General features: G+C 68.1%; 22 protein-coding genes. 15 read left to right on the top strand and 7 right to left on the bottom strand.

Annotation, left to right across the window (positions count from 1 at the left end):
* Positions 1–3 precede the first annotated feature (3 nt).
* From ACKVMH_RS05855 to ACKVMH_RS05840, 4 genes are all read right to left on the bottom strand, one after another.
* Complete coding sequence (locus tag ACKVMH_RS05855) at positions 4–1,269, bottom strand: phospholipase D-like domain-containing protein (RefSeq protein ID WP_412699597.1); 1,266 nt, start codon at positions 1,267–1,269, stop codon at positions 4–6.
* Positions 1,270–1,380: 111 nt separating this feature from the next.
* Entirely contained in the window at positions 1,381–1,866 is a 486-nt protein-coding gene (locus ACKVMH_RS05850) for a DUF456 domain-containing protein (protein ID WP_412699596.1), read from the bottom strand.
* 103 nt (positions 1,867–1,969) lie between these two features.
* Positions 1,970–2,443 carry a glycine zipper 2TM domain-containing protein gene (locus ACKVMH_RS05845; protein WP_215220176.1) on the bottom strand — a complete coding sequence of 158 codons (474 nt, stop codon included), beginning with the start codon at positions 2,441–2,443 and terminating at the stop codon, positions 1,970–1,972.
* Between the two features lie 127 nt (positions 2,444–2,570).
* Positions 2,571–3,017, bottom strand: coding sequence for a cytochrome c (locus tag ACKVMH_RS05840; protein WP_215220177.1), 447 nt, complete (start codon positions 3,015–3,017; stop codon positions 2,571–2,573).
* Between the two features lie 98 nt (positions 3,018–3,115).
* Here ACKVMH_RS05840 and ACKVMH_RS05835 point away from each other — a divergent pair, with 98 nt between their 5' ends.
* The gene (locus ACKVMH_RS05835; RefSeq protein WP_215220178.1) at positions 3,116–3,916 is read left to right on the top strand and encodes a tRNA threonylcarbamoyladenosine dehydratase; all 801 of its coding nucleotides are present in this window, start codon (positions 3,116–3,118) and stop codon (positions 3,914–3,916) included.
* Positions 3,917–3,949: 33 nt separating this feature from the next.
* Here ACKVMH_RS05835 and ACKVMH_RS05830 read toward each other — a convergent pair whose 3' ends face one another.
* Both ACKVMH_RS05830 and ACKVMH_RS05825 read right to left on the bottom strand, forming a co-directional pair.
* The gene (locus tag ACKVMH_RS05830; protein ID WP_412699595.1) at positions 3,950–4,726 is read right to left on the bottom strand and encodes a TatD family hydrolase; all 777 of its coding nucleotides are present in this window, start codon (positions 4,724–4,726) and stop codon (positions 3,950–3,952) included.
* A gap of 23 nt (positions 4,727–4,749) precedes the next feature.
* A complete protein-coding gene (locus ACKVMH_RS05825) occupies positions 4,750–4,992 on the bottom strand; it encodes a DUF6116 family protein (protein ID WP_412699594.1) in 243 nt (80 codons plus the stop codon).
* Between the two features lie 175 nt (positions 4,993–5,167).
* On the opposite strand from ACKVMH_RS05825, the gene ACKVMH_RS05820 reads away from it, so the two are divergent.
* From ACKVMH_RS05820 to ACKVMH_RS05805, 4 genes are all read left to right on the top strand, one after another.
* Positions 5,168–5,971 carry a glycine zipper 2TM domain-containing protein gene (locus ACKVMH_RS05820; protein ID WP_412699593.1) on the top strand — a complete coding sequence of 268 codons (804 nt, stop codon included), beginning with the start codon at positions 5,168–5,170 and terminating at the stop codon, positions 5,969–5,971.
* A 136-nt stretch (positions 5,972–6,107) separates the two neighbouring features.
* A complete protein-coding gene (locus tag ACKVMH_RS05815; protein WP_412699592.1) occupies positions 6,108–7,271 on the top strand; it encodes an acyl-CoA dehydrogenase family protein in 1,164 nt (387 codons plus the stop codon).
* 27 nt (positions 7,272–7,298) lie between these two features.
* Complete coding sequence (locus tag ACKVMH_RS05810) at positions 7,299–7,853, top strand: GNAT family N-acetyltransferase (protein WP_412699591.1); 555 nt, start codon at positions 7,299–7,301, stop codon at positions 7,851–7,853.
* Positions 7,854–7,934: 81 nt separating this feature from the next.
* The gene (locus ACKVMH_RS05805; RefSeq protein WP_412699590.1) at positions 7,935–10,226 is read left to right on the top strand and encodes a thiamine pyrophosphate-dependent enzyme; all 2,292 of its coding nucleotides are present in this window, start codon (positions 7,935–7,937) and stop codon (positions 10,224–10,226) included.
* Positions 10,227–10,241: 15 nt separating this feature from the next.
* On the opposite strand, the gene ygfZ is transcribed toward ACKVMH_RS05805, so the two are convergent.
* On the bottom strand, positions 10,242–11,051 hold the full coding sequence (ygfZ, locus tag ACKVMH_RS05800; protein ID WP_412699589.1) for a CAF17-like 4Fe-4S cluster assembly/insertion protein YgfZ: 810 nt from the start codon (positions 11,049–11,051) through the stop codon (positions 10,242–10,244).
* A gap of 35 nt (positions 11,052–11,086) precedes the next feature.
* Here ygfZ and ACKVMH_RS05795 point away from each other — a divergent pair, with 35 nt between their 5' ends.
* From ACKVMH_RS05795 to ACKVMH_RS05750, 10 genes are all read left to right on the top strand, one after another.
* Positions 11,087–11,308: a DUF1674 domain-containing protein gene (locus tag ACKVMH_RS05795; protein ID WP_412699588.1), complete on the top strand. Its 222-nt coding sequence runs from the start codon at positions 11,087–11,089 to the stop codon at positions 11,306–11,308.
* Positions 11,309–11,379: 71 nt separating this feature from the next.
* Positions 11,380–11,799: a succinate dehydrogenase, cytochrome b556 subunit gene (gene sdhC, locus ACKVMH_RS05790; RefSeq protein WP_215220185.1), complete on the top strand. Its 420-nt coding sequence runs from the start codon at positions 11,380–11,382 to the stop codon at positions 11,797–11,799.
* Positions 11,796–12,206 (top strand): succinate dehydrogenase, hydrophobic membrane anchor protein, encoded by a 411-nt coding sequence (sdhD, locus tag ACKVMH_RS05785; RefSeq protein ID WP_412699587.1) that lies wholly within the window; start codon positions 11,796–11,798, stop codon positions 12,204–12,206. Before sdhC ends, sdhD begins: the two co-directional genes overlap by 4 nt.
* Before the next feature lie 6 nt (positions 12,207–12,212).
* Positions 12,213–14,006, top strand: a complete 1,794-nt coding sequence (sdhA, locus tag ACKVMH_RS05780; RefSeq protein ID WP_215220187.1) for a succinate dehydrogenase flavoprotein subunit — start codon at positions 12,213–12,215, stop codon at positions 14,004–14,006.
* A gap of 21 nt (positions 14,007–14,027) precedes the next feature.
* On the top strand, positions 14,028–14,810 hold the full coding sequence (locus ACKVMH_RS05775; RefSeq protein WP_215220188.1) for a succinate dehydrogenase iron-sulfur subunit: 783 nt from the start codon (positions 14,028–14,030) through the stop codon (positions 14,808–14,810).
* Positions 14,811–14,835: 25 nt separating this feature from the next.
* Complete coding sequence (locus tag ACKVMH_RS05770) at positions 14,836–15,096, top strand: FAD assembly factor SdhE (RefSeq protein ID WP_412699586.1); 261 nt, start codon at positions 14,836–14,838, stop codon at positions 15,094–15,096.
* Between the two features lies 1 nt (position 15,097).
* A complete protein-coding gene (locus ACKVMH_RS05765; protein ID WP_412699585.1) occupies positions 15,098–15,502 on the top strand; it encodes a hypothetical protein in 405 nt (134 codons plus the stop codon).
* Positions 15,503–15,520: 18 nt separating this feature from the next.
* Complete coding sequence (locus ACKVMH_RS05760; protein ID WP_215220191.1) at positions 15,521–16,765, top strand: lipoprotein-releasing ABC transporter permease subunit; 1,245 nt, start codon at positions 15,521–15,523, stop codon at positions 16,763–16,765.
* Positions 16,758–17,471, top strand: a complete 714-nt coding sequence (gene lolD, locus ACKVMH_RS05755; RefSeq protein WP_412699584.1) for a lipoprotein-releasing ABC transporter ATP-binding protein LolD — start codon at positions 16,758–16,760, stop codon at positions 17,469–17,471. The genes ACKVMH_RS05760 and lolD overlap by 8 nt, the downstream gene beginning before the upstream one ends.
* A 33-nt stretch (positions 17,472–17,504) precedes the next feature.
* Positions 17,505–19,865 (top strand): DNA internalization-related competence protein ComEC/Rec2 (locus tag ACKVMH_RS05750; protein WP_412699612.1); only part of this gene is annotated, 2,361 nt, incomplete at its 3' end.

The following is a 19,865-nucleotide window of genomic DNA, read 5'->3' as shown; positions in this document are numbered from 1 at the left end:
CTCCTACAGTTGCGACTTGATCGGCAGCAGCACGCGCTCGGCGAGCTTCTCCTTCCACGGGCGCTGCTGCCACATCTCCAGCGTATAGCGCTTGGTCGGCTTGAGGTCCTGCTCGAACGTGCGCGTCATTTCCTCGGCGAATGCGTGGTCGTAGACGTTGAGGCTGGCCTCGTCGTTCAAGCGGAAGGAGCGGATGTCGAAGTTGGTCGAGCCGACCGAGACCAGTTCCTGGTCGATGATCAACAGCTTGGTGTGCAGCATCGTTGGCTGGTACTCATAGACCTCGGCCCCAGCGCGCAGCAGCGGTCCCCAGCTGGCCTTGGAGGCCACCCGGACCGCGCTGGAGTCGATGTACTTGCCCGGCAGCAGGATGCGGATGCGGACCCCGCGTTCCAGCGCGGCCAGCAGCGCACCCATGATCAGCTCGTCGGGCACGAAGTACGACGCGGCCAGGTCGATGGAATGCTCGGCCGCGGCGATGGACATCAGGTACATCAGGTGCATGCTCTCGCTGCCGCCGGCCGGGGAAGCGATGAACAGGTGCGCGTCGGCATCACCCGCCGGTTGCAGCGGCGGGAAGTACTTCGGTCCGTTGAGCACCTCGCCGGTGGTCTTGATCCAGTTGTCGTTGAAGGCGGCCTGGATCTGCGCCACCGCCGGGCCTTCGATCCGGAAGTGCATGTCGCGCCAGTGCTCGGGGTCCTGCGCCTTGCCGGTCCACAGGTCGGCGATGCCCACGCCGCCGGTGAACCCGATCCGCCCGTCCACCACCAGCAGCTTGCGGTGGGTGCGATTGTTCATGCGACTCAGGTTGTACCAGTGGAGCGGACGGTAACGCTCGACCTCGACCCCGGCGTCTTCCATCTGGTCCAGCAGCGACTGGTCCATTTTGATGCTGCCGACCCAGTCGATCGTGACGTGGACCGGGATGCCGGCGCGGGCGCGCTCGGCCAGCGCCGCGGTGAACTCCTCGCCGATCTCCCCGGACCAGTAGATGTAGGTCTCGAAGGTGATCGACACCTGCGCGCCGCGGATCGCCTCGAGCATCGCGGGGAAGATCTCCACGCCGTTGTCGAGCGCGGTGATCCGGTTCCCGGGCATCACCGACGGCCCCATCATCACCGACATCTCGCGGCGGAACTGGGGGTCGGAGATCGCGTAGTGATGCTCGATCTTGCGTTCGAGTTCCTTCTCGGGGGTGGCGAAGTTGAGTGCCAGTACCACCAGCAGTGCGGTCGCAAGGACCGTGAACACGATAATTGCGGTCATGCGCTTGCGGCTCCAGCGTGGCATGGGCTTCCCCCGTTCAGACGGCGTACTCTGGGCTGAAGGTGAACAGCGCGACGTGAAATCGCGGTCAGCCGTCCCGGCGCATCCCGTTTAGACGAACCAGGCGAACGCGAACAGCCCGAGCATCGCGAACGCCAGCCCGATCTTCAACACGGTCCCGACCAGGATCCCAAGCCAGGTCCCTACGCCGACTCGGGTCGCCTTGCCCACCTTCCGCCCGTGGATGAGCTCGCCCGCCAACGCGCCGACGAAGGGGCCGGCGATCAGGCCGATCGGACCGAAGAACAACCCCGCGAAGGTGCCTATGACCGCGCCGACCACCGCCAGCCGGCTGGCGCCGACCCGCTTGGCGCCCATCGCGGTAGCCAGGAAGTCGATCCCGAGGGACAGCAGCGTCAGCGCTCCCAGCAGCACCAGCATCCCGACACCCACCTGTTCGAAACCGCCGGCCCAGGCCGCCAGCAGCATGCCGCCGAATACCAGCGGAAGGCCGGGCAGGGCGGGCAGCACGGTGCCGGCCACGCCGACCAGGATCAGCACGGCGGCAATCACGTAGTACAGGGTCTGCATGTCCATCGGGTTTCCTTGGGCGGTTCGTGCGCAGCCTAGCCGGCAATGCCACGCATACGAAGAGCCCGGCATTACGCCGGGCTCGGTGGTCGCTGGTGTGCGAGGTGGATCAGCGGACCCAGGCCCGTCCGTTGTAGACGCGCACGTAGGTGCCGACACGGATGCCGCCCAGGTCGTCCTGGGTCACGGTGGTGGTACGGCCGTCATCCATGCGCACATACACGTTGTAGCGGTCACCCTGGACGCGGTTCTGGATGGCGTTGCCGGCGACCGCGCCGGCCACTGCGCCCGCAACGGTCGCGGTGTTCTGGCGACCCTTGCTTTCGTCATCGGCGAGCTCGCGCCCGGCGGCGGCGCCCACCAGGCCGCCGAGGACGGCACCGGTGGCATTGGGCACGTTGCTGCCGCCACCGACCTGTTCGATCCGGGTGACGGTGCCGCAGTCGTAGCACGAGGCGGTGGTGCCATAGCCCGGCGACGAGGTGCCGTAGCCGGAGTTGCTGTAGCCCGGGGTGGCGCAACCGGCAAGCGCCAGGGAGGCGGACGCGGCCACGCCGAGCAGACGAAGACTCTTCGTATTCATTTGGATCTCCTGCATGGAGGGGCGGTGGCGTGTCGCCACGCGCCAACGCTAGGCGCGCCGTCGTGAATACGTGATCAACCCGTCGGGAGTCGTTCAGCCTCCGGACGGGCGATCGCGTGCCGCTACGTCAGCCGCGGAAGTCCTGGTGGCACGCCTTGCAGGCCTGTCCGATCGCGCCAGCGGTCTCGCCAAGGGCGACGCAGTCGCCCGGCGGCGACGCCATCGCGGTGTCCAGCGCACCGCGCAACTGGCTGGAGGCCTTGGTGAACCGCTCGTCGTCGCGCAGGTCGGGGAATGCCGGGTCGATATCGTTCGCCATCACCCGCAGCGCCTGCAGGTGCGGCAGGCTGTCGGTCGTGGCGCAGCGGTTCTGCTCCACCGCGTCCCGCAACTTGCCCAGGTGCCAGCCCTGCACGTGCATCACCGCGCCGGGGAACGGATCGGACCGCGCCTGGATGGCGCGCATCGCCATGACCGTGCATACCGCGCCGATCACCAGGCCGAGCAGCAGCAGGGCGATGTACTTGGCGCCATTGCCGTGGGTGTCGGGGCGGGTGGTCCGTGGTTCACTCATGGCGGGGCTCCGTGGGGTTGAATGCGCACGGATATATAGCACGCAGGTCGCGGCGCGACGCGCCGTGTCCCGGTGGGACGTCCCATTACAATGTCGCGATGGATGCACCCGAGCTCGACCCCGCACTTCGGGAACGCTTTTCCGGTATCGACCGCCTCTATGGCGCCGGTACCCTCGCGCGCCTGGCCGGCAGCCGCGTGGCCGTGGTCGGCATGGGAGGCGTGGGGTCGTGGGTGGTCGAAGCGCTCGTGCGCAGCGGAGTGGGGCACCTGACGCTGATCGACGCCGACGACATCTGCGTGTCCAACAGCAACCGGCAGTTGCCGGCGCACACGGGGCAGTTCGGCCGTGCCAAGGTCGAGGCGATGGCCGAACGCTGCCGCGCGATCAATCCGATCGTGCAGGTGGTGGCCGTACCGGTCTTCCTGGTGTCGTCCAACATCGAAGCGCTGCTCGACGACGGGTTCGATCTGGTGCTCGACGCCTGCGACAGCTTCCGCAGCAAGGTAGAGCTGATCGCCTGGTGCCGACGCCGCAAGCTTCCCTTGGTGGTGTGCGGTTCGGCCGGTGGCCGTATCGACCCGACCATGGTGCGCGTACGCGACCTGTCGCGTACCGAGCACGACGCGATGCTGGCACTAATCCGCAAGAAGCTGCGCAGCGAGTTCAATTTCCCCAAGAGCCCAAAGCGCTACTTCGGTGTGCCCGCGGTGTACTCCCTCGAAAACGTGCGCTATCCGCAGGCCGACGGCACCGTGTGTGGCATCCGTCCGGCCGTCGATGGCGATGCGGCCCTCAAGCTCGACTGCGGTAGCGGACTGGGCGCAGCCACGCACATCACCGGCGCCTTCGCGTTCGCAATGGTAGGGCGTGCGCTGCAGATGCTACTGAAGGACTAGGGCGGCCTGACCGGGCCGCGCCTGTGAGTTGCCTCAGGGCTTTGGAGCTTCGGGCAGGCGGAACAGCCGTTCGGCGTTTGCGGTGGTGGCTGACGCCACGATCTCCGGTGCGACCCCGCGCAACGCGGCGATCGTTTGGAGCACGGTGGTCAGACGGGAAGGCTCGTTGCGTTGGCCCCGGTTCATCGCGTCGGGCTGGTCGGGCGCGTCGGTTTCCAGCAGCAGCCATTCGATCGGCACCTCCGCCGCCAGGCTGCGTAGCCGACGCGCGCGTTCGTAGGTGACCGGCCCGCCGAGCCCGAGCAGGAACCCGTTGTCGGCGAGCTGCTCGGCCTGCTGGCGGCTGCCCGAGAAGCTGTGCACCACGCCCCGGAGCCCACCAATCCGGCGGATCGCCGCCAACACGGCATCCACCGCGAGCCGCGCATGGACGATCACCGGGAGGTCGAAATCACGCGCCAGCCTCAGTTGCGCGTCGAAGTACTGCAACTGCGTGTCGTGGTCGAGTCCCTCGACAAAATGGTCCAGCCCGCATTCGCCGACGGCCACCGGGCGCTCCCGCTCAAGCCAACGACGCAGCTCGGAGAGGTGGACCTCGCGATGGGATGCCAGGAACATCGGGTGCAGGCCGTACGCCGGATGGAGCCCGGTATCCTCCGAACAGACCGCCTTGAGCTTGGGCCAGCCGGCAGCGTCGATCGCCGGAACCACCTGGCGGAGCACGCCCGCGGCCCGGGCGCGGGCGATCACCCGCGCGCGATCCGGATCGAACCCGGCGGTGTCGAGGTGGCAGTGGGTGTCGACCAGCATGGGTGCCGGGTGCCGCGGGCGACTCAGCGCCGGCGCGCGTCGCCGTCGATCACGTCTCGCTCGGCTTTCGCCGAATCCGGGTCCTTGCGCTTCTTCCAGTTGGCCAGCAGCAGCGTGCCGAGCCCGAGCAGCAGCTCGTCGACGAACGGCACCATGTCCGGCACCAGCATGTCGAGGACGAACAGCGCCGCGGCCACCATGAACAGACGCGGGTAACTCAACTTGCCGAGGAAACGCATCAGCGGGGCGAGCAGCAGGGTGCGCATGGCGGGATTCCCATGTGGAACGACGTAATTGCAACGTCGATCACGCTAGCACGCGCATTTGTTTATGGCGCGAACAGGAAATTGTTAAAGAATTGGCAACCCGTTCAGGTGGGCGGTGGTGCAATGCGCCCACCACACCGACGGGTCCACGAACGACCCTTGCAGGAGGCTCTCAATGAACAAGAATCTGATCGCAGTTGCCCTGGCTTCGCTGCTTGTCGGTGGCGTCGCCGTCGCGGCCTACCAGAGCTTCCAGGGCGATGCGCCCGACAACGCGCTTGCCAACCCGGACGCCCCGGCGTTCGTCGGCGCCGAAGGCGACTTCGCCACCGACGGCAGCATCCAGGGCATCGAATACGCCGATGTCGTCGAAGTCGAGCCGGTGACCGAGAAGCGCGAGCTGTTCGCGACCGTGGTCAGCAGCGACCCGGTGCGTTCGACCAGTACCACCTCCACGCCGCGCCAGGTCTGCGAGGACGTGGTGGTGCAGGAACGGCTGCCCGAGCGCGACGGTAACGTCGGCGGCACCGTCGCCGGTGCGGTGATCGGTGGCCTGATCGGCAACCAGGTGGGCGGCGGCAACGGCAAGAAGGTCGCGACCGCGGCCGGCGCCGTGGCCGGCGGCTACGTCGGCAACCGGGTGGACCGCAACCATGTGGGCGGCCGGGTTGTGGAGCGCGTCGAGACCAACTGCCGCACCGTCACCGACACCTCCGAGTCCTCGACCGTGGTCGGCTACGACGTGACCTATCGCAACGCCGACGGCACCACCGGCACCATGCGCAGCAACAGCAAGCCGGCGGACCGCATTTCGCTCGGTACCAAGGACCAGGTGGTCGGTTACGACGTGACCTACCGCTACGACGGCCAGGAGCAGACCGTGCGCATGGACGACGAGCCGGGCGAGCGCCTGCCGGTCATCGACGGCGAGGTGGTAGTGCAGACCGCTGCCGCTGCGAGCGCCACCACGAAGGGCTGATCCAGGCCTGCCGTGCAGTACCCCGCGGGGCCGGAGCAATCCGGCCCCGCTTCGTTTGGGGCCGGCACCACGCCGGCGCGTGCCTTCGCCGCGGGGCGGCCCGTACAATGGCCGCTTTCCCGACTCCGAGCGCACCATGGCCCTTCACCCCTACGACCTGTACGACGTCCGTTCCCTGCTCAGCGAAGAGGAGCAGGCGGTGCAGGACACGGTGGCGCGGTTCACCGATGAGCGCGTGCTGCCGATCATTGGCGACGCATTCGACCAGGGCCGGTTTCCGAAGGAGCTGGTCGCCGAGATCGCCGAACTCGGCCTGCTCGGCTCGACCCTGCCGGAGCAGTACGGCGGCGGCGGGCTCAACTCGGTCAGCTACGGCCTGATCTGCCAGGAGCTCGAGCGCGGCGACAGCGGCATCCGCAGCTTCGTGAGCGTGCAGTCCTCGCTGTGCATGTACCCGATTTTCGCCTACGGCACCGAGGAGCAGCGCATGCGTTGGCTGCCCGACATGGCCGCCGGCAAGGTGATCGGCTGTTTCGGCCTGACCGAGCCGCACGGCGGCTCCGACCCGGCCAACATGAAGACCCATGCCAGGAAGGACGGCGACGACTGGGTGCTCAACGGCGCCAAGATGTGGATCACCAACGGCAACCTCGCCGACATCGCGATCGTCTGGGCGCAGACCGACGACGGCATCCAGGGGTTTGTCGTCGAGAAGGGCATGACCGGCTTCGCTGCGCAGGAGATCAAGCACAAGATGTCGCTGCGCGCGTCGGTCACCTCGTCGCTCTTCTTCGACAACGTGCGCGTGCCCGAGGCCAACCGCCTGCCGAACGTGAAGGGCCTCAAGGGTCCGCTCGGCTGCCTCACACAGGCGCGCTACGGCATCACGTGGGGCCCGATCGGGGCGGCCATCGCGTGCCTGGACGAGGCGCTCAACTACAGCAAGGAGCGGATCCTGTTCGACCGTCCGCTTGCCGCCAACCAGGCCGCTCAGCTGCGGCTGGCCGACATGGCGCGCCGGATTACGTCCGCGCAACTGCTGTCGCTGCAGCTGGGCCGCCTGAAGGATGCCGGCAAGATGGCGCCGACGCAGGTCTCGCTCGCCAAGTGGAACAACTGCCGGATGGCGATCGACATCGCCCGCGACTGCCGCGACCTGCTGGGCGGTGCCGGCATCACCACCGAGCACGCCGCGATCCGCCACGCGCTCAATCTCGAGTCGGTGATCACCTACGAGGGCACCGAGACGGTGCATCAGCTGGTGGTCGGCCGCGAGCTGACCGGCATCAACGCGTTCTGATCCTGCCGATACCGACGGAGCACCGTGATGGCTGCGAACCCGCTTGGCCCCACGCTTGAAACAGAACGCCTGATCCTGCGTCCGCCGGTCCTCGAGGACTTCGAGGGCGTGGCCGAGCTGCTGGCCGACGAGGAGGCCGCGCGGCACATCGGCGGCCACATGCCGCGCGAGGCGGCGTGGCGGAGGTTCCTGCAGATGCCGGGCGCCTGGGCGATGCAGGGGTTCGCGATGTTCTCGGTGGTCGACAAGGCCAGCGGTCGCTGGCTCGGCCGGGCCGGACCGTGGCAGCCGGAGGGTTGGCCCGGGACCGAGGTCGGCTGGTCGTTCCTGCGCTCGGCGTGGGGCAAGGGTTACGCGCGCGAAGCGGCGATAGCCGCGATCGACTGGTCGTTCGACCATCTCGGCTGGACCGAGGTGATCCACTCGATCGCGCCCGCCAACACGGCCTCGCAGGCGCTTGCCGCCCGCCTCGGCTCGGTCAACCGCGGTCCCGGCCGGTTGCCACCGCCGCACCAGGATTCGCCGGTGGATATCTGGGGACAGAGCCGTGAAGAGTGGCGCGCCCGGCGCGCGTCGCTTTAGCACGGCCTCGTTGCATCGCGTGGGGCGTCGTCCTGCGTTCGATTCACTTCGCGGCTGAAGCCGCTCCTACAGCACGCATCCATGTCAAACATCGCCCAGCCCATTCCCACCCGCATGCGTGGCCTCAACCGCGCCGAGATCTGCGACGTCAACTTCAGTGAGTTCGTGCGCGGGTGGGACGGTCGCGTCGACGCGGCGCCCGCCGCGGGCGAGGCGATCCTCGAGGGCAGTGCGCTGGATGCGCAGGGCTTCCGCGAGCTGTTCGAGTCGCAGCTGGTCAGCCGCCACCTGGACCTGATGGCGCGCGTGCTGCGTGTGCAGAACAAGGTCTTCTACACGATCGGCTCGTCCGGGCACGAGGGCAACGCGATGGTCGCGCGCGCCACCCGGCACACCGATCCGGCGTTCCTGCATTACCGCAGCGGCGGGTTCATGGCCGAGCGGTTCCGCAAACTGCCCGGAATGGATCCGGCGATGGATTCTGCGCTGTCATTCGCTGCCAGCAAGGACGACCCGGCCAGTGGTGGCCGGCACAAGGTCTGGGGCAGCAAGCCGTTGTGGGTGTTGCCGCAGACTTCGACCATCGCGTCCCACCTGCCGAAGGCGCTTGGCACGGCGATCGCGATCGAGGCCGGGCGTCGCCTCGGCCACGCGCTGCCGATTCCCGACGACAGCATCGCGATCTGCTCCTTCGGTGACGCCTCGAGCAACCATGCGACCGCCCAGACCGCCTTCAATGCCGCGGCGTGGACGGCTTACCAGAAGCTGCCCGCGCCGGTGCTGTTCGTCTGCGAGGACAACGGCATCGGCATTTCCGTTAAGACCCCGAACGGCTGGATCGCGCGCAATTTCTCGCAGCGCCCCGACCTGGATTACTTCTACGCCGACGGGTTGGACCTGGCGAACGGCTATGGCGACGTCCAGCGCGCGGTCGAACACTGCCGCCGCACCCGCCGCCCCACCTTCCTGCACCTGCGCACGACCCGGATCATGGGCCACGCCGGGACAGACTTCGAGATCGAGTGGCGCTCCATCGAGGAGTTGTGCGCCGTCGAGGCCAGCGATCCGCTGCTGCGTTCGGCGTCGATCGCCCTCGAGTCGGGCTTGATGTCAAAGGACGAGGTGCTCGCGCTGTACGAAGCCACCCGCAAGCGCTGCTTCGCCGCCGCCGAAGCCGCCGACCGCACGCCCAAGCTGGACCGGCTCGACGAGGTGATCGCACCGCTTGCGCCGTATACGCCGGCGGCCGTCCGTGCCGAGGCCGAGCGAGCCGACTTTGCCGGGCGGCGCCTCGAGGTGTTCGGCAGCGAAGAGAAACTCCCCGAGCACCAGCCTCCCAGGCACCTGGCGATCCAGATCAACAACGCGCTGCACGACACCTTTGCCAAGTACCCCGAGGCATTGCTGTTCGGCGAGGACGTGGCGCAGAAGGGTGGCGTCTACACCGTCACGAAGGGCCTGCAGAAGGCGTTCGGCCCGCGGCGGGTGTTCAACACGCTGCTCGACGAGACGATGATCCTCGGCATGGCGCAGGGGTTCGCCAATGTCGGCCTGCTACCGATCCCCGAGATCCAGTACCTCGCGTACTTCCACAACGCCTGCGACCAGATCCGCGGCGAGGCGGCGAGCCTCCAGTTCTTCAGCAACGACCAGTACCGCAACCCGATGGTCGTGCGTATCGCCGGACTGGGTTACCAGCGCGGCTTTGGCGGCCACTTCCACAACGACAATTCGATCACCGCGCTGCGCGACATCCCCGGCCTGGTGGTCGGTTGCCCGTCGCGCGGCGACGACGCGGTCACCATGCTGCGCACGCTTACCGCGCTGTCCAAGGTCGACGGTCGGGTCAGTGTGTTCCTGGAACCGATCGCGCTGTACATGACCAAGGACCTGCACGAACCGGGCGACGGCGGCTGGTTGACCACGTACCCGGCACCGGGCGAGGCGATGACGCTGGGCGAGGGTAGGGCGTACCTGCCCGCGGACGGAGACGGGGATGACCTGGTGATCCTCACCTACGGCAACGGCGTGCCGATGAGTCTCCGCGCGGCGCGCACGATCGAGCAGCGCCATGGCTGGAAGGCGAAAGTGGTCGACCTGCGCTGGCTGGTGCCGCTCAACGACGCCTACATCGTCGAGCAGGCACGCAATGCGAAGCGGATCATCGTGGTCGATGAAGGGCGGCACAGCGCCGGCGTCGGCGAGGGTGTGATCACCGCGATCGCCGAAGGCGGGTTCGCCGCGCGCCCGTTCCAGCGCGTGGTGGGTACCGATACCTACACGCCGCTGGCCGGAGCCGCGTTCCTGGTGATCCCGGGTGAACAGGACATCGTCGATGCCGCCGACCGGCTCGCGGCGGGTCAGGGCGGTTAAGCCGGCCCGAAGCGATCAGCGGGCCAGGCCCTCGCGCAGCGGGCGTTCGCCTACCGGACTGTCTCCAACCGACAGCGGCGTCGCCTCGCGGTCCAGCGGCATCACCGCCAGTGACAGGTGGCGGCCGTCCTGTCCCGCACTGGCCACCACGGTGCCGACCGCCCGTGCATCGCCAGTGACTTCTGCGCCCGGTGCGATGGCGCGGTCTGATTCAAGCAGTGCGAGCCCCCGCTTGGCCTTCCCGAGGAAGTGCGTGCGGGCGACGATCTCCTGCCCCGGATAGCAGCCCTTCTTGACGCTGAAACCGCGAATCCGTTCCAGCGAGAGTTGTTGCGGTGTCCACTGGCCGGACTGGTCCGGTCCCAACCGGGGAAGGCCGTGCTCGAGGTCGAACATCCGCCAACGTTGCAAGGCGGCATCGTCCACTGCGGGTGCCGGGCAGCCCACGCGCAGCAGGCGCGGCATCTCGGGTGTGCCGAGGTCGAACTCGGCCACGCCGTCGTGCTCGACAAACCTGTTCCGTTCCGCCCGCTCCGGCTTCGCGAAGGCTCCGCCGACAACCAGGTCGTCGCGCACGGTCACGGCCACCTTGCTGCGGAACACGAACCGGCGAAGCGCTTCGGCCAGCCCGCTCGGATCGAGGTCGGGCAGCAAGAGCCAGATCCGGTCATCCGACCACTTCGCCAGCGCAAACAGCGCGACCGTGCGCCCCTTCGGTGTCAGCCAGCCGCTCCACTGCCAGTGCCCGGGCTGCAAGCCGTTGAGATCGTTGATGAACTGGGCCTGCGCGAAGGTTGTCGCGTCGCGTCCGGCCAGCTCCACCACGTGCAGGTCCGGCATCGCAAAAAGCGCGCCAGGCAATGGCTGAAGCTTGTCATGCATGGGGTCGGGATTTAAGCTTGGACGCTGTGATGATAGGCCAAACCACTCCAGAACCTGCTTCGCCGACGGACTCCGACGTGCCTTCTCAGGCAGTGGAGAACAAGCCGGACGAGGTCGCGACGGAGTACGGTGGTCGCGACGGCCCCGAGCCCACCCGCTACGGCGACTGGGAAAAGAACGGTCGCTGCATCGATTTCTGATCGTCACCCGCAAGCGTCTCCCGATCCACTTCCGCCACGCGGCACAGCCGCCCAGCCGAGACAGCCATCGCATGGCCAACCAGCAACGCGTCAGCGACCGCCCCCGGGCGCGGCCACTCTCTCCGCACCTGCAGGTCTACAGCTGGCAGGTGCAGATGGTCACCTCGATCCTGCACCGCGGCACCGGCATCGTGCTGGTGCTGGGCAGCCTGCTGGTCGCCTGGGGCCTGGTTGCCCTGGCCGCGGGTCCGGTGCAGTGGGCGGACTTCGCCGAGTGCGTGCGTTCGCCACTCGGCTTCCTGGTGATGTTCGGCTGGAGCTGGTCACTCGCTTACCACCTGATCAACGGCATCCGCCACCTCGCACAGGACGCCGGCTACGCGTACGAGATCAGCAGCTTCGTGCGCAACAGCTGGATCTCGATCTTCGGCAGCCTGGTGCTCACCGCGATCATCTGGCTGCTGGCCATGACCCAGTGGGGGAACGCATGAGCATCCAGAATCCCGGCCGCCACACGCCCAACCTGCGCCACCCGCTCAAGCGCGCCCGGGGCCTGGGCTCGGCGAAGGACGGTACGCACCATTTCGCGATCCAGCGCATCACCGCGATCGCGCTGGTCTTCCTGACGATCTATGTCGCGTGGCTGGTGCTGTCGCTGGTCGGCGACGACTTCGCCACCGTCCGCGCCACCGTCGCACGGCCGTGGAACGCGACGCTGCTGGTGGCCTTCCTGATCGCGTCCTTCTGGCACGCGAAGCTGGGCCTGCAGGTGATCATCGAGGACTACGTCCACACCCCGTGGCTGGCGGCGACGTCGCAGCTCTCGGTCATTTTCGTCTGCGTACTCGCGGCCATTGCCAGCGTGCTCGCCGTCATCCGCATCGCGCTCGGGGGCTGATCCGCAATGCCTGCTGCATACAAGATCCAGGAACACAAGTTCGACATGATCGTGGTCGGTGCCGGTGGCGCCGGGCTGCGGGCCACCTTCGGGCTGGCCCAGAAGGGCCTCAAGACCGCCTGCATCACGAAGGTGTTCCCGACCCGGTCGCATACGGTCGCCGCACAGGGCGGCGTGGCCGCGGCGCTCGGCAACATGGGCGAGGACGATTGGCGCTACCACTTCTTCGATACCGTCAAGGGTTCGGACTGGCTGGGCGACCAGGACGCGATCGAGTACATGTGCCGCGAAGCCATCCCCGCGATCATCGAGCTCGAGCACCAGGGCGTGCCGTTCTCGCGCACCGAGGATGGCCGCATCTACCAGCGTCCGTTCGGTGGCATGACCACCAAGTTCGGCGAAGGTCCGCCGGCACAGCGCACCTGCGCGGCCGCCGACCGTACCGGCCACGCGATCCTGCACACCCTGTACCAGCAGTCGCTGGCGCATGACGCGCAGTTTTTCGTCGAGTACTTCGCACTCGACCTGATCATGGACGCTGACGGCGCCTGCCGCGGCGTGCTTGCGCTCGAGCTCGAGACCGGCACGCTGCACCTGTTCCGTGCCCAGGGCACGGTGCTTGCGACCGGCGGCTACGGACGCGCGTACTTCAGCGCGACCTCGGCCCACACCTGCACCGGCGATGGCGGCGGCATGGTGCTGCGCGCCGGCCTGGCACTGCAGGACATGGAGTTCGTGCAGTTCCACCCGACCGGCATCTACGGCGCCGGCTGCCTGATCACCGAGGGCGTGCGCGGCGAAGGCGGCATCCTGCGCAACGCCAACGGCGAGCGGTTCATGGAGCGCTACGCGCCGAGCGTCAAGGACCTCGCGCCGCGCGACATGGTCAGCCGTTCGATGACCATGGAGATCCGCGAGGGCCGCGGCGTCGGCGAGCACAAGGACCACATCCTGCTCGACCTGACCCACCTGGGTCCCGAGGTCATCCACGAGAAGCTGCCCGGCATCGCCGAGTCGGCCCGCATCTTCGCCAACGTCGACGTCGAGAAGCAGCCGATCCCGGTGATTCCGACCGTCCACTACAACATGGGCGGCATCCCGACCAATTACCACGGTGAAGTGGTGCAGTTGCGGGACGGCAACCCCGACGCGGTGGTGCCCGGCCTCTACGCGATTGGCGAGGCCGCCTGCGTGTCGGTGCATGGCGCCAACCGCCTGGGCTCGAACTCGCTGCTCGACCTGGTCGTGTTCGGCCGCGCGGTGGCCAACCGCTGCGCCGAGACGATCACGCCGGACGGCGCACACCCGACGCTTGCCGGCGACGCCTGCGACGAAGCGCTGTCCCGGCTGGACCGGCTGCGCAACGCCAACGGTGGCACCCCGACCGCGGTCATCCGCGACAAGATGCAGCGCACCATGCAGGCCGACGCGGCGGTGTTCCGCACCGGCGAGACGCTTGGCGAGGGCGTGGCGAAGATCCGCGAGATCCACGCGTCGTTCGCCGACGTCAAGGTTTCCGACCGCTCGCTGATCTGGAACTCCGACCTGGTGGAGACCTACGAGTTGTCCAACCTGCTCGGACAGGCGCTCGGCACGATCGTGTCCGCCGCCAACCGTACCGAATCGCGCGGCGCCCACGCCCGCGAGGACTACCCGGAGCGCGACGACGTCAACTGGCTCAAGCACACCCTGTGCTGGGTCGGCGAGGACGGCGGGACGAAGATCGATTACCGCCCGGTCCACATGCACACGCTGAGCGGCGACGTCGACGTCATCCCGCCCAAGAAGCGCGTGTACTGATCCGGCAGCAGGAAAACCGAAATGGCCGAATTCGCTCTCCCGAAGAACTCGCAGATCCAGCAGGGCCGTCATTGGCCGGCCGACGGTGCGAAGAACCCGCGCACCTTCAAGGTCTACCGCTGGAACCCCGACGACGGCATGAACCCGCGCGTAGACACCTACGAGGTGGACATGGCGGCCTGCGGTCCGATGGTCCTGGACGCGCTGATCAAGATCAAGAACGAGATCGATCCGACGCTGACCTTCCGCCGTTCCTGCCGCGAGGGTATCTGCGGTTCGTGCGCGATGAACATCGACGGTACCAACACGCTGGCTTGCACCAAGGCGATCGACGACTGCGGCAAGGCCGAGGTGCCGATCTACCCGCTGCCGCACATGGAAGTGGTGAAAGACCTGGTCCCGGACCTGACCCATTTCTACGCGCAGTACGCCTCGATCAAGCCGTGGCTGCGCACGCAGAGCGCGACGCCGTCCGACCGGGAGCGCCTGCAGTCCCCCGAGGACCGCAAGAAGCTCGACGGCCTGTACGAGTGCATCCTCTGCGCGTGCTGCTCGACCTCGTGCCCGAGCTACTGGTGGAACGGCGACCGCTACCTCGGTCCCGCCATCCTGCTGCAGGCCTACCGCTGGATCGTCGACAGCCGTGACGAGGACACGGGTGCGCGACTGGACGATCTCGAGGATCCGTTCAAGCTGTACCGTTGCCACACCATCATGAACTGCGCGCGCACCTGCCCGAAGGGCCTGAACCCGGCCAAGGCGATTGGCGAGATCAAGAAATTGATGCTCGCGCGCCGGACCTGACCGGCGCAGTAGCGTGCAGCACCCGATGACCGACGAGGACAAGGCGGAGCTGCGACGGCTCCGCTGGAAGTCCCGCCGTGGCATGCGCGAGCTGGACCAGTTGTTCGGGCGTTACCTCGACCGCCTGTGGTGGCAGGACCCGCCGGCCAGCCGCGGGATTTTCCTACAGCTGCTGGATTGCGAGGACGATAAGCTCTGGCACTGGTTCATGGGTCACGACACCCCCGCCGATGCCGAGCTTGCCGCACTGGTCCACCGAATCCGGGCGCTACCTCCCGCCGAATGACGTGGGCGCCACCTTCCGGTGGAAGCCCTCGCGCTGGCTGGTCGTGGGCCTCATCCTGCTCGGGCTGCTGGCCGCGCTGTCACTGGGCGCATCCGACCTCGACATCGTCTTCGCAGGCCCGGTTGCGGCGGCCGCTGCCACGTATGGGTCATTGCTGGCGTGGCGCGAGGCGAACCGGCCGGCCCGGACGCTGGTCATCGACGGCAATGGAGAGCCGATGATCGACGGCGTGCCGGTGGATGGCCTGCGGATCGCGTGGCGCGGCGCACTGGCCTTTGCCCGCTGGTCCAGCCCGACAGGCGCCGTCGAACGCTTGGTCTGGTGGCCTGACACGTTGCCCGCAGACCGGCGTCGTGAACTCCGGATGGCCATGCCGGTCGAAACCTCTCCGCGCGTGGCGTGTTAGGTGGCACCATACCGGGCTATGTTCAAACCCATCCCAGTCGCCATCGGCCTGCGCTACCTGCGCGCCAAGCGCCGCAATGGCTTTATCTCCTTCATCTCGCTTGCTTCCATACTCGGCATCGCGCTGGGCGTGGCGGCGCTGATCACCACTCTGGCGGTGATGACCGGCTTCCAGCGCGAGATCCGTGACCGCATGCTGCAGATGGCCGCCCACGCCACCGTCAGTGCCTACGGCGAACCGATTACCGACTGGCAGCGCGCGGTCGACCTGGCGCTGGCCGACGAGCGCGTCGCCGGGGCGGCACCGTACGTGGAGAAGGAGGCGCTGCTCAATGGCGCGCGGCAGCAGCCCGCGTTCGTGCGCGGCGTCATTCCTGCCGATGAGCGGACCGTCTCCGTGCTGGGCGACAAGATGGTGCAGGGCGAACTGGAGTCGCTCGAACCCGGCGGCTTCAACATCATCGTCGGACGAGAGCTCGCGGCGTGGCTGGGCGTCGGCATCGGCGACGACGTGGTGATGATGCTGGCCGATGCCCGCGGCTCGCCGATCGGGGCGTTGCCGCAGTTCAAGCGCTTCATCGTCAGCGGCGTGTTCGAGGTCGGCTACAACGAGTACGACCGGAGCATGGCTTTCGTCCACATGGAGGATCTGCAGCGGGTGCTCCGCATGGGTGAGGGCGTCACCGGCGTACGCCTGAAACTTCATGACATGAACCTTGCCTGGAACGTTGCCCGCGACCTGGCCATCGAGCTGGACGGGCCGTACCAGGTCAGCGACTGGACCACCGACAACGCCAACATGTTCCGGGCGCTGCGGATGGAGAAGACGATGATGGCGATCCTGCTGTCGCTGATCATCGCCATGGGTGCCTTCAACCTGGTGTCGTCGCAAGTGATGCTGGTTACCGACAAGCAGGCCGACATCGCCATACTGCGCACGCTCGGTCTGAGTCCGCGCGGGGTGATGACGGTGTTCGTGGTGCAGGGCAGCCTGATCGGCGTGATCGGCACGGTCCTGGGCGTGGTCGGCGGCATCCTGCTGACGCTCAACCTCGAATCGATCCTGTTCGCGATCGAGAAGGTCTTCGGCATGACCCTGTTGCCCGAGGACGTCTATTACATCACCGGCTTGCCGACCGAACTGAAGGGGAGCGACGTGGTCGCAATCGCCGCGGTGGCACTGGCGATGGCGCTCGTCGCGACGATCTACCCGGCCTGGCGGGCGGCACGGACCCCGCCGGCGGAGGCGCTGCGCTATGAGTAAGCCGATGGATGGGCGGGAAACGGTACTGAGCTGCGACAGTCTGGGTATGGTGTACGCCGAGGGGAAGATGCGCACGCCGGTGTTCGACGGGCTCCACCTCGACGTCCACAAGGGCGAGACGGTCGCGATCCTCGGCGCATCGGGCGCCGGCAAGAGCACGTTGCTGCACCTGCTCGGCGGACTGGATACGCCAACCTCGGGCGAGGTGTTGGTGGCGGGCAAGAAGATGAGCGCCCTGTCCGACACCGCCCGTGGCGCGCTGCGCAACAAGGCGCTGGGGTTCGTCTACCAGTTCCACCACCTGCTGCCCGAGTTCACCGCAATCGAGAACGTCATGCTGCCGGTCCTGCTCAACGGCACCGGCGTCACCGAGGCGGAGTCGCGCGCACGCGGGCTGCTGGAGTCCGTCGGGCTCGGGCATCGCCTTGGCCACAAGCCAGGTGAGCTTTCGGGTGGCGAGCGCCAGCGCGCGGCCGTGGCGCGGGCCCTGGTCAACCAGCCGGCCTGCGTACTCGGCGACGAGCCGACCGGCAACCTCGACGAGAAGACCGCTGCGACGGTGTTCGACCTGATGCTCGAGTTGAACCGCGAGCAGCACACCAGCCTGGTGCTGGTCACCCACGACCGCCGGCTCGCACGCCGGCTCGACCGCGTGCTCGAACTGCACGAGGGCAAGCTGCGCGAGCTGGCACCGGAAGAAGTCTAGACAGGGATGTAAACCATGGACGAAGCGGCAAGGATGCCGCCTGACCCCACTGCACCCACACGCATTGCCCGGACCTGGCCGACGACAGCGGCCGTACCTCCGTTCGGGATCGTGGTGGCGATCGGGTTGCTCTGCGGAGTCGCTGGCTGCCTGAGGCTGCCGGCATTGCCTCCTGAGTGGACGCTCGTGGTGCTGTTGTCGCTGGGACTTGCTGGCTGGTGGCGCCTGCGTCGACTGCGATGGCTGTGCGCGGCACTGGTGGGACTCGGGCTCGCCGGGTTGCATGCGGCATACGCGCTGTCGGTGCAGCTGCCACACGACTGGGAGCAGCGCGAGGTTCGGGTCGCCGGGCGGGTCGTGCAGTTGCCCGAGCACCAGGACCGGCGGACGACGTTCTCGTTCCGGGTCGACGGCGGGGCGGATCAACCGACGGAGCTCCAGGGACGGCTGCTACAGCTGGCCTGGTACGACGACTTCGACGGCACCCCGACCGGTCGCGACCGCCTGCACGCCGGCCAGCGCTGGGAGTTCTCCGTCCGTTTGAGGGCGCCCCGCGGCCTGCGGAATCCGGGACGGTTCGACAGCGAGAAGCACGCACTCGCCGATCGGCTTACGGCCCGCGGCCACGTGCGCGAGCAGCACGGCGCCGTGCTGCTCGGACCGGCACGCGGCGTGGATGCCTGGCGCGAGCGCATGTCGGGTCGCATCGCCGACGCGGTGCCTTCTGCGGCTTCGCGGTTCGTGCGGGCGCTCGCGCTCGGTGACACGCGCGGCTTGTCCGACGATGACTGGCTGGTCCTCCGGGCCAACGGACTGACCCACCTGATCGCGATTTCCGGGTTCCACGTGGGCCTGGTGGCCGGCTTCGCGGCGCTGCTCGCGTCGGCCGTCTGGTGGCTGCTGCCTGCACTGGGCCGGCGGTGGCCTCGACCGGTCGCGATGGCGGTGGCCGGCTTGGCGGGTGCGCTGGGGTACGCGACGGTCTCCGGCTTTGCGTTGCCCACGTTACGCACTGTCCTGATGATCGCGGTGGTCGCCGGCGTCCGCGCCAGCCGTCGGTCCACATCCATGTTCGAGGCGCTGGCCCTGGCCGCGATCGCCATCCTGCTGTTCGACCCGCTGGCGATCCTCGGGGCAGGGTTCTGGCTCAGCTTTTTCGGCGTGGCCTGGTTGCTGTGGTGCCTGCCCGATACCGGGCGACGCCCGGTACGCGACCTGCTGTCGGCCCAGGGGGTTGCCACGGTGGGACTGCTCCCGCTGGGCGTGGCGCTGTTCGGCGAGGCGTCGCTGGCCGGCCCGCTGGCCAACCTGGTGGCGGTGCCCTGGTGGAGCCTGGTGGTGGTCCCGCTGTCGCTGCTCGGTACGTTGCTGGACGCGTTGCAACCCGGTTGGGGCGGCTGGGCCTGGCGGCTCGCGGCCTGGTGCTTCGAACTCAGCTGGCCGCTGTTCGAACGCTTCTCGGACAGTGGATTGGCGCTGTGGTGGTTGCCGGAACCCCGCTGGTTCGCGTTGCCGCTGGCGATGCTGGGGGCGTTCTGGCTGCTGTTGCCCCGTGGCCTGCCAGGACGCCCGCTGGCACTGATGCTCTGGTTACCGCTGCTCTGGCCGGACCGCAACCTGCCGTCGCACGGCGAGGCCGAGCTCCAGGTGCTGGACGTCGGGCAGGGGATGTCGATCCTCGTCCGAACCGCCCGCCACGCGCTTCTGTACGACATGGGCCCGGCCACGCCCGGCTACGATGCCGGCGCGCGCGTGGTGTTGCCGGCGCTCCGTGCGGCCGGCGTGCGCCGGCTGGATCGCGCGGTGGCCAGCCACGGGGACAGCGACCATGCGGGCGGGTTCGGTGCTGTGGTCGCGGCGATCCCCGTGGGTCGGGCTGAAGCCCCGGACGGCGCACCCGTGGAGGGCACCCAGCCGTGTGTCGCCGGAACCGGGTGGGAGTGGGACGGCGTGGCGTTCAGATATCTCCATCCGACCCCGCATTTCCCGTACCTGGGAAACGAGGCGAGCTGCGTTCTGCGGGTCTCCACGCCGCACGGCAGCGCGCTGCTGACCGGCGACATCGGCAAAGTGATCGAGCGCGGTCTGGTACGGCGGGCCGACGAAGATCGCGCGGACGCCATTCGCGCCGAGGTGGTGCTCGTTGCCCACCACGGAAGCGGCAGCGCTTCCGACCCGATGTTCGTCGAAGCCACGGGCGCGCGCCACGCGCTCGTCTCCAACGGGCACGGCAACCGCTTCGGCCACCCGCGGGCGGACGTGGTGTCCCGCTGGGAGGACGCGGGGGCAAGCGTGCTGACGACCGCCGAGGGCGGCGCGCTGTCGGTCCGGCTGGCACCGGGCGGTCCACGGGTCGAAACGCGACGCGCCGCACATCCGCGGCTGTGGGATGCC

The organism is Lysobacter zhanggongensis, from assembly GCF_046638635.1.
Lineage (GTDB): Bacteria > Pseudomonadota > Gammaproteobacteria > Xanthomonadales > Xanthomonadaceae > Novilysobacter > Novilysobacter luteus.
Note: the sequence above shows the minus strand (reverse complement) of the source record. Positions and strands in the feature narration are given on the sequence as shown.

Excerpts from the sequence above, each read along its gene's own strand:
- ACKVMH_RS05855 (WP_412699597.1), bottom strand. The coding sequence starts at position 1,269 with ATGACCGCAATTATCGTGTTCACGGTCCTTGCGACCGCACTGCTGGTG.
- ACKVMH_RS05850 (WP_412699596.1), bottom strand. The coding sequence starts at position 1,866 with ATGGACATGCAGACCCTGTACTACGTGATTGCCGCCGTGCTGATCCTG.
- ACKVMH_RS05845 (WP_215220176.1), bottom strand. The coding sequence starts at position 2,443 with ATGAATACGAAGAGTCTTCGTCTGCTCGGCGTGGCCGCGTCCGCCTCC.
- ACKVMH_RS05840 (WP_215220177.1), bottom strand. The coding sequence starts at position 3,017 with ATGAGTGAACCACGGACCACCCGCCCCGACACCCACGGCAATGGCGCC.
- ACKVMH_RS05835 (WP_215220178.1), top strand. The coding sequence starts at position 3,116 with ATGGATGCACCCGAGCTCGACCCCGCACTTCGGGAACGCTTTTCCGGT.
- ACKVMH_RS05830 (WP_412699595.1), bottom strand. The coding sequence starts at position 4,726 with ATGCTGGTCGACACCCACTGCCACCTCGACACCGCCGGGTTCGATCCG.
- ACKVMH_RS05825 (WP_412699594.1), bottom strand. The coding sequence starts at position 4,992 with ATGCGCACCCTGCTGCTCGCCCCGCTGATGCGTTTCCTCGGCAAGTTG.
- ACKVMH_RS05820 (WP_412699593.1), top strand. The coding sequence starts at position 5,168 with ATGAACAAGAATCTGATCGCAGTTGCCCTGGCTTCGCTGCTTGTCGGT.
- ACKVMH_RS05815 (WP_412699592.1), top strand. The coding sequence starts at position 6,108 with ATGGCCCTTCACCCCTACGACCTGTACGACGTCCGTTCCCTGCTCAGC.
- ACKVMH_RS05810 (WP_412699591.1), top strand. The coding sequence starts at position 7,299 with ATGGCTGCGAACCCGCTTGGCCCCACGCTTGAAACAGAACGCCTGATC.
- ACKVMH_RS05805 (WP_412699590.1), top strand. The coding sequence starts at position 7,935 with ATGTCAAACATCGCCCAGCCCATTCCCACCCGCATGCGTGGCCTCAAC.
- ACKVMH_RS05795 (WP_412699588.1), top strand. The coding sequence starts at position 11,087 with ATGGCTGAAGCTTGTCATGCATGGGGTCGGGATTTAAGCTTGGACGCT.
- sdhC (WP_215220185.1), top strand. The coding sequence starts at position 11,380 with ATGGCCAACCAGCAACGCGTCAGCGACCGCCCCCGGGCGCGGCCACTC.
- sdhD (WP_412699587.1), top strand. The coding sequence starts at position 11,796 with ATGAGCATCCAGAATCCCGGCCGCCACACGCCCAACCTGCGCCACCCG.
- sdhA (WP_215220187.1), top strand. The coding sequence starts at position 12,213 with ATGCCTGCTGCATACAAGATCCAGGAACACAAGTTCGACATGATCGTG.
- ACKVMH_RS05775 (WP_215220188.1), top strand. The coding sequence starts at position 14,028 with ATGGCCGAATTCGCTCTCCCGAAGAACTCGCAGATCCAGCAGGGCCGT.
- ACKVMH_RS05770 (WP_412699586.1), top strand. The coding sequence starts at position 14,836 with ATGACCGACGAGGACAAGGCGGAGCTGCGACGGCTCCGCTGGAAGTCC.
- ACKVMH_RS05760 (WP_215220191.1), top strand. The coding sequence starts at position 15,521 with ATGTTCAAACCCATCCCAGTCGCCATCGGCCTGCGCTACCTGCGCGCC.
- lolD (WP_412699584.1), top strand. The coding sequence starts at position 16,758 with ATGAGTAAGCCGATGGATGGGCGGGAAACGGTACTGAGCTGCGACAGT.